The 14,555-nt window shown below is 72.2% G+C and carries 12 protein-coding genes; 5 read left to right on the top strand and 7 right to left on the bottom strand.

Translation table 11 applies throughout. From position 1 onward, the window contains the following. Positions 1-45 precede the first annotated feature (45 nt). Entirely contained in the window at positions 46-456 is a 411-nt protein-coding gene (locus ACZ56V_RS29575) for a VOC family protein (protein WP_398918553.1), read from the top strand. 70 nt (positions 457-526) lie between these two features. Here ACZ56V_RS29575 and ACZ56V_RS29580 read toward each other — a convergent pair whose 3' ends face one another. From ACZ56V_RS29580 to ACZ56V_RS29590, 3 genes are all read right to left on the bottom strand, one after another. Next, positions 527-2,110, bottom strand: a complete 1,584-nt coding sequence (locus tag ACZ56V_RS29580) for a sodium:solute symporter family protein (protein ID WP_356359365.1) — start codon at positions 2,108-2,110, stop codon at positions 527-529. Positions 2,111-2,338: 228 nt separating this feature from the next. Further along, positions 2,339-4,213: an MFS transporter gene (locus ACZ56V_RS29585; RefSeq protein ID WP_468946455.1), complete on the bottom strand. Its 1,875-nt coding sequence runs from the start codon at positions 4,211-4,213 to the stop codon at positions 2,339-2,341. A gap of 221 nt (positions 4,214-4,434) precedes the next feature. Further along, the gene (locus ACZ56V_RS29590; RefSeq protein ID WP_468946458.1) at positions 4,435-7,194 is read right to left on the bottom strand and encodes a D-alanyl-D-alanine carboxypeptidase; all 2,760 of its coding nucleotides are present in this window, start codon (positions 7,192-7,194) and stop codon (positions 4,435-4,437) included. Between the two features lie 189 nt (positions 7,195-7,383). Between ACZ56V_RS29590 and ACZ56V_RS29595 the strand changes: the two genes are divergently transcribed. The 3 genes from ACZ56V_RS29595 to ACZ56V_RS29605 all read left to right on the top strand — a co-directional run bounded on the left by ACZ56V_RS29595 (position 7,384) and on the right by ACZ56V_RS29605 (position 9,713). Continuing rightward, positions 7,384-8,142, top strand: coding sequence for a GOLPH3/VPS74 family protein (locus ACZ56V_RS29595; protein WP_356359359.1), 759 nt, complete (start codon positions 7,384-7,386; stop codon positions 8,140-8,142). 323 nt (positions 8,143-8,465) lie between these two features. Next, entirely contained in the window at positions 8,466-9,332 is an 867-nt protein-coding gene (locus tag ACZ56V_RS29600; protein WP_356359357.1) for a helix-turn-helix domain-containing protein, read from the top strand. Between the two features lie 189 nt (positions 9,333-9,521). Then, a complete protein-coding gene (locus ACZ56V_RS29605; protein ID WP_059301326.1) occupies positions 9,522-9,713 on the top strand; it encodes a DUF397 domain-containing protein in 192 nt (63 codons plus the stop codon). Positions 9,714-9,804: 91 nt separating this feature from the next. On the opposite strand, the gene ACZ56V_RS29610 is transcribed toward ACZ56V_RS29605, so the two are convergent. The 3 genes from ACZ56V_RS29610 to ACZ56V_RS29620 form a co-directional block, all read right to left on the bottom strand. Continuing rightward, the gene (locus ACZ56V_RS29610) at positions 9,805-10,701 is read right to left on the bottom strand and encodes a MerR family transcriptional regulator (RefSeq protein WP_468946463.1); all 897 of its coding nucleotides are present in this window, start codon (positions 10,699-10,701) and stop codon (positions 9,805-9,807) included. A 73-nt stretch (positions 10,702-10,774) separates the two neighbouring features. After that, positions 10,775-11,296 (bottom strand): glutathione peroxidase, encoded by a 522-nt coding sequence (locus ACZ56V_RS29615; RefSeq protein ID WP_468946466.1) that lies wholly within the window; start codon positions 11,294-11,296, stop codon positions 10,775-10,777. Between the two features lie 10 nt (positions 11,297-11,306). Then, on the bottom strand, positions 11,307-12,290 hold the full coding sequence (locus ACZ56V_RS29620) for an ArsR/SmtB family transcription factor (RefSeq protein WP_468946469.1): 984 nt from the start codon (positions 12,288-12,290) through the stop codon (positions 11,307-11,309). A 78-nt stretch (positions 12,291-12,368) separates the two neighbouring features. On the opposite strand from ACZ56V_RS29620, the gene ACZ56V_RS29625 reads away from it, so the two are divergent. Further along, positions 12,369-13,604, top strand: coding sequence for an MFS transporter (locus tag ACZ56V_RS29625; RefSeq protein ID WP_468946471.1), 1,236 nt, complete (start codon positions 12,369-12,371; stop codon positions 13,602-13,604). Positions 13,605-13,767: 163 nt separating this feature from the next. Here ACZ56V_RS29625 and ACZ56V_RS29630 read toward each other — a convergent pair whose 3' ends face one another. Further along, the gene (locus ACZ56V_RS29630; protein WP_467379609.1) at positions 13,768-14,469 is read right to left on the bottom strand and encodes a DUF5701 family protein; all 702 of its coding nucleotides are present in this window, start codon (positions 14,467-14,469) and stop codon (positions 13,768-13,770) included. Positions 14,470-14,555 lie beyond the last annotated feature (86 nt).

The following is a 14,555-nucleotide window of genomic DNA, read 5'->3' on the forward strand; positions in this document are numbered from 1 at the left end:
GTTTCGAGAAGCGCCGCCCCGTGGGCCGCGGCTAGCGTGGCAGCCATGGACATCAGCATTCACACCACCGTTCTCCCGCACGACGACCCGGAGGCGTCTGTCGCCTTCTACCGGGACGTCCTCGGCTTCGAGGTCCGCAAGGACGTCGGGAACGGCAAGATGCGCTGGATCACGGTCGGACCGGCCGGCCAGCCGGACGTCTCGCTGCTCCTGTCGCCGCCCGCCGTGGACCCCGGCATCACCGAGGCCGAGCGCCGCACCATCGCCGAGATGATGGCCAAGGGCACCTACGGGTGGCTCCTCCTTGCCACCGAGGACCTCGACGGCACCTTCGAGAAGGTGCGCGCCGGGCACGCCGAGATCGTCCAGGAGCCGACCGAGCAGCCGTACGGCGTCCGGGACTGCGCCTTCCGGGACCCGGCGGGCAACCAGATCCGCATCCAGGAACTGCGCTGACCGGGGCGGCCGGTGACCACGAACCGTGGCCACCGGCCGGACACCGGTCGTACGCCGTCCGGGCGGGGGCTCAGTCGCCCACCCGGCTGCGCCCCACCGCGTCGTCCACCCCGCCCGCGGGCGCCGGGACGGCGGCCGCCGCGCCGGAGGCGTCGCCGTCCCCGTCCGTGTTGACGCGCTCGATGATCGCCAGCCGCTCCGGGGTGTCCTCCGGCTTCAGGTAGCCGACCAGGATGTACAGGATCAGCGAGACCGCCAGCGGGACGGAGACCTGGTACTCCAGGGGCACCCCGCCGTCCACGTTCCAGTTGATCGGGTAGTTGACCAGCCAGAACGCGACCAGGCCCAGACCCCAGCTGGTGAGCGCCGCCGTCGGGCCCGAGCGGCGGAAGGGCCGCAGCAGACCGAGCATCATCGGGATCGCGATCGGGCCCATCAGCCCGGCGACCCACTTGATCACGACGGTGATGATGTCCTTGAACGTCGGCGAGTCGACCTGCGTCGCCACCGCCATCGAAAGACCGAGGAAGATCACCGTGGTCAGCCGGGCCGCCAGCAGCCCGGACCGCTGCCCCCAGCCGCGCGCCCGCTTCGACAGCACCGGCGCCACGTCACGGGTGAACACGGCCGCGATGGCGTTCGCGTCCGAGGAGCACATGGCCATGGTGTGCGAGAAGAAGCCGACGATGACCAGTCCGAGCAGCCCGTGCGGCAGCAGCTGCTCGGTCATCAGGGCGTAGGAGTCGGAACCGTCCGGCTTCTGCGACTCCACCAGCAGCGGCGACATCCACATCGGGAAGAACAGCACCAACGGCCAGACCAGCCACAGGATGGCCGACAGCCGCGCCGACCGCGTCGCCTCGCGGGCGTTCGCCGTCGCCATGTAGCGCTGGGCCTGGTTGAGCATGCCGCCGTTGTACTCGAAGAGCTTGATGAAGAGGAACGCCAGCAGGAACACCGTCCCGTACGGGCCGACCAGCGGTTTTCCATGGCCCTGGAGGGCGGGTTCGTCCCAGACGCCGAAGAAGCCGCCGTGGTCGCCGAGCTTCATGACGACGGCCACGAACATTGCGACGCCGGCCAGCAGCTGGATGATGAACTGGCCCAGCTCCGTCAGCGCGTCCGCCCACAGACCGCCGATCGTGCAGTAGATGCCCGTGATGACGCCGGTGATCAGGATGCCCTGGTTGAGCGTGATGCCGGTGAAGACCGACAGCAGCGTGGCGATGGCCGCCCACTTCGCGGCCACGTCCACGATCTTCAGCAGCATGCCGGACCAGGCCAGCGCCTGCTGGGTGGGCAGGTTGTACCGGTTCTTGAGGTACTCGAGCGGCGAGGCCACGTGCAGCCGTGAGCGCAGCCGGTTGATGCGCGGCGCGAACAGCTTGGAGCCGATGGCGACGCCGAGCGCGATCGGGAACGACCACGTCACGAAGGACGTGACGCCGTAGGTGTAGGCGATGCCCGCGTAGCCGGTGAACATCACCGCGCTGTAGCCGGACATGTGGTGCGAGATGCCGGACAGCCACCACGGCATCTTGCCGCCGGCCGTGAAGAAGTCGCTGACGTCGTCGACGCGTTTGTGCGACCAGACACCGATCGCCACCATGACGGCGAAGTAGCCGATGAGCACGGACCAGTCGAGACCGTTCATGTGCCCCCTTCCGGGGTCCGCCTTGTGAACTCCGCTCAGCTGGTTGGCACTTCGCACGAGCGGGGTAGGGGCGTGGCAGGCCGCGAAGTGCCCGCTCATCGTGGGTGCGACGACGCGGGCACGACAAGGAAGCGGAAGGTCAAGAGGGAGTAAAAAGGTTCGGCTTACTGACCTGCGTTCATCTACGTGAACATCGGCGGAGGAGGCCCGCGGCGGCCGGTCGGTCCGCTACCTCAGCTCGTCCGGACACGGAGTGCCCCGCTTCAGCCCGTACGGCGAGGCCAGCCGGTACGTGCCCGCCTCGGGGGCGACGAGCGTCGTCCACACGTCGCCGTCGGCGGTCTCCTCGGTCTCCGTCAGACACCCGTTGACGTTCTCGTACGTCTTCGGCGTGCCCTCCGGGGCGTCCTTGGAGGTCTCCGTCTCCTGGGGCGGCTCGAGCTTGTTGCCCTCGGCGTCGACGAGGCTCAGCCACGGCGAGTACGGCATCCGGATCAGGACGCGGCCGGGCCGCCGCACGTCGATCACCCACTCGTCCTGCTCGGCCCGCTGGACGACCGCGTCCGGCTCCGCCAGCGGCGTCGGATCGGTCACCTGGAACAGCTGCCAGTTGGCGTCGCCCCAGATCTGCTTCAGGTACGGCAGGCCGCGCTGCAGCAGCTCCCGCTCGCGCTTGCCGCCGTCGCCGTCCGGTTCGTCCTTGGGCAGCACCACGTAGTGCACCGCCCAGCGCTTCAGCCACTCGTGGTAGTTCGCCGAGTTGAGCGTGTCGTCGTAGAAGAGCGGGTTGCGCTCCATGTCCGCCTGGCGGGTCCAGCCCCGGGCCAGGTTCACGTACGGCGCGAGCGCCGAGGCCTCCCGGTGGGAGCGCGCCGGGACGGCCTCGACCCGGCCCTGCTCCGCGCCGACCTCCTGCAACTCGTTGACGAGCGGCGCCAGCTCGCGTGCCCAGGACGCGGCGGGCGTGGTGTGCACGATGTCGTCGGCCGACTTGAAGCCGATCCAGCCCACGAAGCCGACGATCGAGACCACCAGCGCGTACCACTTGCGCGACTTCACCGCCGTGAACGGCAGCGCCGCCACCAGCGCCACCCCGGCGAACAGCATCGGCAGACGCGTGATGTTGGAGCCGATCTGCGAGCTGATCAGCCAGACCAGCAGCACGGACAGGCCGTAGACCGCCGACGTGATCCGCACCGTCTTCCAGGTGCTCGGCACGAACCAGTAGATCAGGCCCGCGTACACGATCGGCAGCACCGCCGAGCCGAACCCCATCGGCTGCGTGCCGGAGAACGGGAACAGCACCGCCGACAGCGCGACGACCACGCTCGGCGCGACGCCCAGCGCCCAGGCACCCGGGCGGCGCTTCTGAAGGAACAGGGCGACCGCCACCAGTCCCACGAACAGGCCCGACACCGGCGAGGCCATGGTGGACAGCGCGGCCAGCGGCGCCGCGCACAGCCCCTTGGCCCAGCGCTCGTGCCGCCAGCGGTACGGCCAGCAGAACACGGCGGCGACCGCGCCCAGGCCGAACATCATGCCGAGCCCGAACGTCACCCGCCCCGACGCCGCGTTGCCCAGCAGCGCGAACAGGCCCGCCAGCGACGCCCACAGCGGATTGCGGACCACCCGGCTGCGGATCAGGATCATCGTCAGCAGCCCGGCCGACACCGTCCCCGCGATCATCATCGTGGTGCGCACGCCGAGCACCGACATCAGGTACGGCGAGATCACGCTGTACGACACCGGATGCATGCCGCCGTACCAGGCGAGGTTGTACGCCGAGTCCGGGTGCCGGCCGACGAACTCGGCCCACGCGTCCTGCGCCGCCAGGTCGCCGCCACTGTTCGCGAACGTGAAGAACCACGCTATGTGGAGCACCCCGGCCAGGGCGGTCACGGACAGCACCGGGTGGCGCAGCATGCGCTCGCGCAGGGCGAGGAAGGCGGCGTTCACCGCCGAGGGCGGCTTCTGCTCGGCAGGCCGTTGCCCGGCGGGACGGGGCTCACCGTCGTCCCTGCGCGGCGCGGGCACCCGTGGTCGCGGGCCGGCTCCCGAACCCGGATCGGCGTCGTCGGCGCGTGTCGGCTCCGCAGTGGCCACCTGAAGGCACTCCCCGTGTCCCGTCTTCTCCTTTGGGCCGTGTCCCGTTCCCGCGACCGGCGACTGCCCCGTTTGGCGACGCTAGCACGCGCCCGTGCACCGTTGCCTCCTCCCTTTCGCGGCCCCGCGGGAGGCCGCGGCGCCGCCGAGGACACGAAGGCCCCCGCGGCCGGGTGACCGCGGGGGCACGGGGCGTCGCTGCGGCCCGGACGGGCCGTCCGTCAGCCCACGCGGGTCAGCTTGTCCGACAGGGCCGGCTCGACGAGGTCGTCCCGCAGGGCCACCGGCACCTTGACCGCGCCGCTGGTGCCGCCGTCGCCGACGGTGAGCGTGCCGACCTTGGTCCCGGCCTTCGCCGTGTGGGGCACCTCGTCCGCCGTGAACGTCAGCTTCACGGTCAGCCCGGCCCAGCCGACGGCCTTGACGTCCTGCGTGGCGACGACCGGCGTACGGCCGCCGAGGCCGTCGTCGACGTACCCCACGACGCTGCCCTTCTTCAGGATCGTCGACGACTTCAGGGTGTCCTGCGCGGCCCGGATCAGCTTGTCGCTGGAGTCCAGCGCGGCACCGAGGATGGTGTTGTCCGCGCCGCCCGCCGGCTGGCGCACCACGGCACCGACGATGGTCCGGGTCTCGCCGCCGACCTCCTTCTTCGCCGCGAAGACGAGGTTGCCGAGGGCGGAGGTGGTGGTGCCGGTCTTGATGCCGACGACGTCGTTGTGGCCGACCAGGTGGTTCCAGTTGGAGTGGTTGACACCCTTGTAGTCGTCGTACGACATCATCGCGGCGACCTCGCGGAACGCGGGCTCCTTCATCGCCTCCTTGGCCAGCTTCACCTGGTCCACGGCCGTGCTCACCGTCGTGTTGTTCAGCCCCGACGGGTCGGTGTACGTGGTGTTGGTCATGCCGAGGTCCTTCGCGGCGGCGTTCATCTTCTCCACGAACGCCTTCTCGGACCCCGCGTCCCAGCGGGCGAGCAGCCGCGCCACGTTGTTCGCGGACGCGATCAGAATGGCCTTGAGGGCCTCGCGCTGGGAGATCGAGTCGCCCTCGTAGACGTGGACGGTCGACTCGTCACCCGCCTCCGACTGCTCCTCCGCCGCCCCGTCGATCTTGATCTTCGGCCCCTCGGCGCCGCTCTTGAGCGAGTGGTCGCGCAGGATGACGTACGCGGTCATGACCTTGGCCACGCTCGCGATCGGCACCGGCTTCTGGTCGCCGGACGAGCCGAAGGAGCCGATGCCCTGCACGTCGAGCGCGGCCTGCCCGCTGGACGGCCAGGGGATCTCCGGCTTGCCGCCGTCGAACGTGAAGCTGTCCTGCGCCGTGAGGTCGAGGGTGGGCGCGGGCAGCGGGCGCATCGACTGCACGACGCCGAAGACGATCAGCAGCAGGATGACCAGCGGCGTCCAGATCTTGACCCGGCGCACCGTCGTGCGCAGCGGCGTCTCCGGCGGCGGCGGGGTGTTCGTCAGCTCCGCCAGCAGGTCGAGCGGCGGCTTGGGCGGCAGCGGCTGCTGGGTGGTCCGGTCGGGCCCGACGTGCGGCACGGCCGTGGTGGTGCCGGGACGGGGCGCCTGGGACGCCTTGGGGGCGTCGGCGGGGGGCGTCTGGCCCGGCGGGGGCTTGCGGGTCGCCGGGTCGTCCGGGTTCCGCAGCGCCACGAACTTGCTGGTCCGCTCGGCGTCGTCGCCCGGTCCGGCCTTCCCGGCCTTCCCGGCCTTCTTGGCCGCGGCGGCGGCATCGCCCAGCTTCAGCATGGTCGTCGGCTGGTCCACGGCGGGCCGCGGCGCCTTGAACACAGCAGTGGGCTGATCAACCGGCGCCTCACCGTCACCGTCACCGCCGGTGTCGCCGTCGTCGCCGCTGTCGTCCCGCCCGGACCCGGCCTCCGGGTCCGCTTCCGCGACCGGCTTCGGGTCCGGGGCCGGGCCCGAGCCGGAGCCTGTGCCCGAGTCGGACACGGCGTCCGAGCCCGAGGCTTCCTCCGTGCCCGTGCCGACGCCCGCGCCCGAGCCGGAGTCTGCCTCCTGGCCGGATGCGGGGCGGGAAGCCGCGCCCGGGCCTGCGTCTGTGCCGGCACTTGCCTCGGGGCGGGGAGCCGAGCCGGACCCGGAAGATGTGCCGGTGCCGGTGTTGGAGCCCGAGCCCGTGCCCGGGTCTGCGTCTGAAGCGGAGCCGTGGCCCAATGCCATGCCCGAGCCGGAGCCCGAGGCCGTGTCGGAGCTCGTGTCCGGGTCTGCGCCTGCGTCCGCGTGGGACCCGGAAGCCGAGCCGGACCCGGAAGCCGTGCCCGTGCCGGAGCCCGTGCCCGCGTCGGAGCCGGTGCCCGAGGCCGGGTCGGAGTCCGTGTCCGGGGTCGCGTCCGGGTCGGGAGCCGAGCCGGAGGCGGTGGCCGTGTCGCCGTCGGAGTCCTTGGCCGAGTCCGTGTCGGCGGTGCCGTCGGGGGCCTCGGGCCTCTCGTCGGCCTGTGGGGCGTCCTTGGCGCCCTCGGCGGTCTGCTGCTTGCCGCCGGGCTCGTCGTCGTCCCGGGACGGCTCCTCCGCGTCCTGGGGGTCTTCGAGCCGTGCGTTGGCGGCGGCGCGCTCGTCCGCCGTGGCCACCCAGGCCGCGACGGCGTCCCGGAGCCGGCCGTCGTTGCCGGGGGCGGGCGCCACGCGGTCGCCCCCGGACTCCTCGGACGCGTCCGACGACGTGTCGGCCGCCTCGGGCGTCCCGTCGCCGCCGCCGGAGGCCTCCGCCTCCGTCTCGCGGACCGACAGCACGCGGGTCGCCGTGTCGACGCCGCCAGGGGACCCGGCGCCGGACCCCGCGGAGCGCTTCGCGTCCTCCCGTGCCACCGCCAGCCGCGGATCACTCCGCTCGCTCGCCTCGGTCCTGGCTTCGGGAACCGGACCCGCGCTCCCCGACGTCGGTTCTTCCGACGACTCGCGCTGCTTCGACCTGTCGGGGGACTCGCCCGCCACCGATGCCTCCTCCATGCGCCGCACGTCCTGTGCGCGCTACCGAACCCGTACCGAAACCATTTACCAGTGTCCTGTGTACGGGTGGAACCCACGCGGTAGACGAGAACGACATACCTACTGGTTCCACTACGAAGCGGTCACGCACCCTCGACAGACCAATGTGAGAGGGGTCACCCTGTCTGTCATCCACGCGGGGAGGCATGGATGGGCAGGAGCCGCAGAACACTTCCGGAGGAGCTTCTGCTGCTGGCGTTGGACCCGACCACGGGTACCACCGCACAGCCGCAGTCGCTCGACCTCGGTCTGGCCGGAGCACAGCTGGTGGAGCTGGCGCTGGCCGGACGGATAGCCCCAGACGGGGATCGTATCGCCGTGGTGGCCCCACGGCCGACAGGAGATCCAACACTGGACTGCGCGTTGGAGTTGCTGCGAAGGCGTGGCGCTCCCGTACGGGCGGTCAACTGGATTGGCGGGCCCCGCCTGGGGCTGCGCCAGACCTACCTCTCGCATCTGGAGCGATGCGGCATGGTGCATGCCGTGGAGGGCCAGATGTGCGGGGTGCTGCCGACGACTCGCTACCAGGCGACGGACACGGCGATCAGCAGGGAGATCAAGGCCCGGCTGGACTCGGCGATCCGCACCGGCGTCCCGCCGGACCCGCGGACCGCTGCGCTCGCCGCGCTGGCCCACGCGGTCGGACTCGGCAAGCACCTCTATCCGGGCAACGAAGGACGCTCGTCGCGGTCCCGGCTGCGGGACCTCATCAGGCACGACCCCATGGGCGGCTTGGTGGCGCACGCGGTGATGGACGTCCAGAACGGCGCTGCGGCACAGCCACGCCGCAGTCCGGCCCCGGCCGGCCGCCAGGCCCCGGGACCGGGGGGCAGGCCCGCCCCGGAACCCGCCCGCGGTGTTCCGGCGCAACCGCGCCACGGATCCATGGCGCGAGCGGTGGCCCACTAGCCACTGGTCCGAAGACCGCACCACAGCACCGCATCACAGCACGACCGCACCACAGCACCGCCGCACCGCCAGTCCCCAAGCCCGGTCACGGGAGCCGCAGGTCCGCGCGGGGCGGCGGAACGATTCGCATGTCCGGCCCACCCGGACCGCGGAAAGGTTCCGCCACCCCGCGCGGCCGCATGTGAGGGTGGCGTTCCGAACTGGCGTGTACGCGGCGCATATCGACCGTTTCCCAGCGGTAGAAAGCACCTTGGTGGCAGTCTGCTCAGCAGCAGATACACAAAGTGGCAAGGATGAGTCACGCAGCCGGAGGTGCACGTCCCGTGGCGTCGAGTGTCAATCCCACCGTAAGGCGGCGTCGGCTGGGCCAGGAGCTGCGCCGGCTCCGTGAGCTCAAGGGCATGACGGCCGAGGAGGTCGCCGAGCGGCTGCTGGTCTCGCAGTCGAAGATCAGCCGCCTGGAGAACGGCCGGCGCAGCATCAGCCAGCGGGACGTCCGCGACCTGTGCGGGGTGTACGAGGTCGAGGACCAGCGGATCGTCGACTCGCTGATGCAGATGGCGAAGGACTCGCGCCAGCAGGGCTGGTGGCACGCCTTCGGGGACATCCCGTACAGCGTCTACATCGGCCTGGAGACCGATGCGGAGTCGCTGCGGACCTACGAACCCCAGATCATCACCGGCCTGTTGCAGACCCGGCCCTACGCCGAGGCCCTCATCCAGGGCGCGTTGCCCGAGACGTCGGTCGCCGACGTGGAGAAACGGGTGCAGGTCCGCATACGGCGGCAGGAGCGCATCTCCGCCGACCACAACCCGCTGCGGCTGTGGGTGGTCCTCGACGAGGCGTGCCTGCACCGGGTGGTGGGCGGCAGGCAGGTGATGCGGGAGCAGCTGGAGCACGTCGCCGAGATGTCCCAGCTGCCGCACATCACCGTGCAGGTGCTGCCCTTCGACGTCGGGGCGCACCCCGGCATCAACGGCCAGTACTCCATCCTGGAGTTCGCCGACACGGCCGACTCCAGCGTGGTGTACATCGAGGGCGTGACCAGCGACCTGTACCTGGAGAAGGCGCCGGACGTGCAGAAGTACACGGTGATGTACGAGCACCTGCGGGCCCAGGCCCTGAACGTGGAGCAGTCGCGGCAGCGCATCGAGGACGTGGCGAAGGAATACGCGCGCCTGAGCCGCTGAAGCCCGAGAAGCCGGGCGAACGCGGAGAGTACACCCCTGCCACGATGTACCGGAAGACTCATCTGGAATATGCCACCCGGTCGAGTGAATGGCTGCTCCGTGCGGGAGGGCCAGCGAGTAGCGTCGATCACGCCAAAGATCAAACGTCATTGGCGTAAACCACACTCGCGACTCGCCATCGGAGCAGACATGGCAATTCTTCAGGGCGCCCAGGAATCGTGGACCAAGTCCTCCTACTCCGGAGGGAACGGCGCGTGCGTCGAGGTCCGGTCACCGGTCGTGGCGGCGCTCGCCGTCCGTGACTCCAAAGTGACCGGCGGCCCGGTCCTCGCGTTCCCCGCCGACGCGTGGACCGCCTTCGTGACGTCGGTCAAGGAGTAGCGCGCCACGCAACACCCGCCGGGACCACCGGCGGAGCCCTCTCGACCAGTTCGCCGACCTTGCCGAGAGGGCGCCCGCCGGCCGGCTCAGCTCAGCTCACCGGGAACGCCACGTCGCACACCGGGTCCTCGGGACCCGCGGCCTCCCAGTCGGCGAAGTACACCTCGCGACACGGCCCCGCCACCGTCAGCCCCCGCGCGGCGATCCACTCCTCCACCGCCCCGAAGGCGGCCAGGATCTGCGGGTACGCCACCTGCGCCTTGGTGATCCGGGTGTAGGCCAGCCGCCCGGCCGGCTCCACCCGCACCCGCGTCTGCCGGGCCCGCCCCCGCCCCTCGCTCCAGGCCCGCGCCGCCGCCTCGTCGGCGACCGGCACGCAGGACTCGGCCGGGCCGTCGCTCTCCATCGACACGTCCGAGTGGTAGACGACGTACGGCGCCGCCGTCACGCCCCCGCAGCCCCGGGCCGCCTCCTCCAGGCGGCCCAGCGAGGCACCGATCCACGCGGGCAGCTCACTCGCCAGCGTGTGCCGGGTCTCGCTGATCACCACCTGCTCGGGCACGTCCACCGTCTCGACCGCGAACTTTCCGTACACGTCGGAATCCCTTCCCGTCAGCCGTCCACGGAGGTACGCGACGAGCGTGCGCTGCCCGGCCAGCCGGGCCTCCACGTCCGCCCAGTAGACGTCGAGCAGACCGGCCGCCCGGTCGCCGTCCGCGCCGACCACCTCTGCGATCCGCGCGAGCGGCATGTCCAGTCGGCGCAGCAGGGCCACGAGCCGGGCGCGTTCGGCCTGCCCGGCGCGGTAGTAGCGGTAGCCGGTGGCCTCGTCCACGTGGGCGGGGGCCAGCAGGCCCAGCCGGTCGTACAGCCGCAGGGCCTTGGCCGACAGCCGGGCCCGCGTGGCGAACGCGCCGATGGTCAGCAACTCGTCGTCGCCCACCTCGTCCACGCCGCCGCCCACGTAGTCGTCCGCGTAGTCGTCCACGCCGTCATCCTCCGTCGCCGGGCGGCCGTTCCGCCCGGCGACGGAGACGCTGGGCCTTCCCCCAGGGGCAAGGTCAACCGGCGAGGCGTTCCTCGACGGCCGCCACGACCTCGGCCGCCTCCGGCTCGGTCTGCGGCGAGAAGCGGGCGGCGACCTTGCCGTCCCGCCCGATCAGGAACTTCTCGAAGTTCCAGCGGATGTCGCCGCTGTGGCCCTCGGCGTCCGAGAAGCCGGTCAGCCGGTCGTACAGCGGGTGCCGGCCCGCCCCGTTGACCTCGATCTTCTCGGTCATCGGGAAGGTGACCCCGTACGTCGCCGAGCAGAACTCGGCGATCTCGTCGGCGCTGCCCGGCTCCTGGCCCATGAACTGGTTGCAGGGCACGCCCAGCACGGTGAACCCCTGCTCGGCGTACCGCTCGTGCAGCCGCTCCAGGCCGGAGTACTGCGGGGTCAGTCCGCACTTGGAGGCCACGTTGACCACCAGCACGACCCGGCCGGCGTACTGGGAGAGGTCCGCGGCCCCGCCCTGGAGGGCGCCGATCTCGACGTCGAGGGGGAGGCTGTCGTCGTTCCGCGTGTTCGGTGAGGTCGTCATGCACCGGATGCTAGTCCGGCACCCCACCGCCCCCGCCGCCCGCCTCGACGAGCACCTCACCGGCCGGTGTCCGCGAGTACAGCACCGAGCGGCCCGCGCGCCGCCGCTCCACCAGACCCGCGTCGAGGAGCACCCGCAGATGCCGTCCGACCGAGCCGAGGCCCTGCCCGGTCACACCGACCAGCTGGCTGGTGCTCATCGGGGTGCCTAGCAGCGTCAGCACGCCCGCGCGGGCCGGGCCGAGCAGCGCGCCGAGGGCGGCGGGCGCGCGCCGGGCACCGTCGTCCGCGAGGGCGCCCGCGCACGGGTAGACCATCGCGTACCGCTCGGGCTCCTCCCACGCCACCCAGCCGTGCCGCTGCGGGGTGATCGGGACGAGGATCAGCTCCGCCCCGGACAGCTCGCGCGGCGGGTACGGGTTCAGGTTGATCTGGAGCCGGTTGTCGCCCAGCCAGCGGGTGCCGGGCCGCAGCGCGTCCAGCACCGTCGCCCAGCCGCCCCGGCTCACCTGCGCGGTCCGCGCGACGACGTCGGCCTCCAGGACCCGGCGGCGCCGGTCCCAGTCCGGCCGTACCGCCTCGTCCCAGACCTGCTCGAGGAGCGCGGCGGCCCGCTCCGGCAGGTCGTCGCGGTCCAGGGCGGCCGGCAGCGGGCCTCCGACGGAGACGGACAGGCCGGCGCGGGCCTCGTCGGGGCGGGCCGCCCGGATCCGGGCCACGCCCTCCTCGAAGCTGAGGCCCTCGACCGGCGCGGGGGTGAGGAAGTCGGCGTTCCATCCCCGGCCGAGACCCGCGTCGACGAGCAGCGCGGTCACCGGGTCGGCCGCCATCCGGCGCAGATGGGCGGGCCGGTGGGCGTCGAGCCACGCCCGTTCGCCGGGATGCCCGGCCACCCCGGCGTGCAGCAGCTTCAGGCAGGCGAGGGCCTCGTCGAGCGGCGAGACGACGAAACGGCTGCGGGCGAGCGTGTCGGCGTTGACCTCCCACCAGCCCATGCGGTCCCCTCCCCTGCCACCTTTCGCGTCCGGGCGAAACATTAACGGCCGGTCCGACGTCCACCCCACACTCCCCGCATGCCAGACACGAGCCGCAGAAGCTACGCGGACCTCTTCCGCACCCCCGAGTTCAGCCCCCTCTTCCTCTCCTCCGCCGCCAACGTGGCCGCCCAGACCGTGAGCGGCCTCGCCCTCGGCACCCTGGTCTTCCGGGCGACGAACTCGCCGCTGCTCTCCGCGGTCAGCATGTTCGGCCCGGCGCTCGCCCAGGTGCTGGGCGCCACCTTCTTTCTCTCCGCCGCCGACCGGCTGCCACCGCGGGCGACGCTGGCGGGGCTCTCGCTGGCCTTCACCGTCACCACCGCGGCTCTCGCGCTGCCCGGCCTGCCAGTGTGGGCGATGCTCGCCATCGTCCTCGTGAAGGGCCTGATCGCCTCCGTCGGCGGCGGGGTCCGCTGGGGGCTGCTGACCGAGATCCTGTCCAAGGACGGGTATCTGACGGGGCGTTCACTCTTCAACATGATGCACGGCCTCCTGCAGATCGTCGGGTACGCGGTCGGCGGTGTCCTGGTGGCGGTGCTGTCACCACGCCTGTGCCTGCTGCTCGCGGCCGGTCTGTACGCCACGGCCGCCGGCCTCGCCCTCCGGCTGAGCCGCCGCCCGCCGCGCACCGCCGGCCGCCCCTCGGTACGGGCCACCTGGCACACCAACTCCCTGCTGTGGTCCGCCCGCCCGCGCCGCCACCTCTACCTGGCCCTGTGGATCCCCAACGGCCTCGTCGTCGGCTGCGAGTCCCTGTACGTCTCCTACGACCCCCGGGGCGCGGGCACGCTGTTCGCCTGTGCCGCGCTGGGCATGCTGGCCGGGGACCTGACGGTCGGCCGGCTGCTCCCGGCCCGGCTGCGTCCGCGCCTCGGCGTTCCCCTCCTGGCGCTGCTGGCCACGCCGTACCTCGTCCTCTTCCTGCGCCCGCCGCTGCCGCTGACGGCCGTCCTGGTCGCCGTGGCCTCCGTGGGCTTCGGCGCGACTCTGGTGCAGCAGGAGCGCCTGATCGCCGTGACCCCCGACGAACTCTCCGGGCACGCCCTCGGACTGCACTCCTCCGGGATGCTCACCATGCAGGGCGTCGCCGCGACCCTGGCCGGCACGGTGGCCCAGTTCACCTCACCGGCGACGGCCATGTCGGTGATGGCGCTCGCCTCGCTCGCGGTGACGCTCACACTGACGGTCGCGAGCCGGCGGGACGCGCCCGACGGCGGGTTGCTGCCGACCCGGGCGGCTGCTACCCGCTCGCCGAGCGCACCCACCTCCTGAAGGACCCCGACGTCCACCGCGCCCTGGAAGCCCTGCGCGGGGACCCGGTACGGCACGCGGCGGGACCCCACCACGACGACGCGGCGATGCTGCTGCGCCACCAGGCAGGGGACGGCGGCGCCCCGAGGGTCCCGAGCCCCGGACCACCCCGGCGTGACGGTGCTCAGGCGTGGCGCGCACCGGCCGACGCCATGCCGAGCCAGGTGTGCGGGTTGCCCTCCCAGCACCAGCCGAGCTTCGGGGCGCGCTTGCTGATCCAGAGCGCCGGGACCCGGCGGTCGCCGCACCGTGAACCGCCCAGCGAGAAGCACTTGTTCTTGACCAGGACCTCCGGCACGTGGGTCAGCAGGGCGATGCCCTCCTCGACGGTGAGCGGCGTCCGCCCCCGCTCGGCGACCGTGGCCAGCGCGTCACCCGGCACGACCCCGCAGAACTCCTCCCCGCGCTCGACGTCGAACAGCAGGTGGACACCGTCCGGTCCGGGCGGCCGGGTCGACTCGGTGGCGACGAACCGTTCCAGGGAGCCCGGTTCGAAGCTGTGGTCGACGAAGCCGGGCAGTCGGCCGCCGTGCAGCGTGGTCAGCGCCATGGTCCGTTCGACCGGGGCGAGTTCGCGTCCGACGACCAGGACGAAGGGAATCCGGCCGGTGACGGCGGGCTCGTGGCCGCCGGACCCCGCCGGCCCCGCGTACGCCGAGGAGTCCGTGCGGGCCACGGCCTCGGCGCGCAGCGGCGCCACCAGTTCGGCGAACCGGTCGGGGGTGCGGCCGGACAGCGCCGGGTAGTCGAGCGCGATCAGGCCGGCGACCTGCCGGTCGAACTCGGCGGCGGCGTCGAAGGCGGGGGAGTGCGTCGAGTCGGTCAAGCGGGTGCTTCCTTCCGTGGGGCCTTCAGTGGGGTGCTGCGTCGGGTGTTTCGTGCGGCCCTCCGCGCGGCTTCCTCTGGGACGTC

Source organism: Streptomyces sp. NPDC034099 (assembly GCF_055575415.1).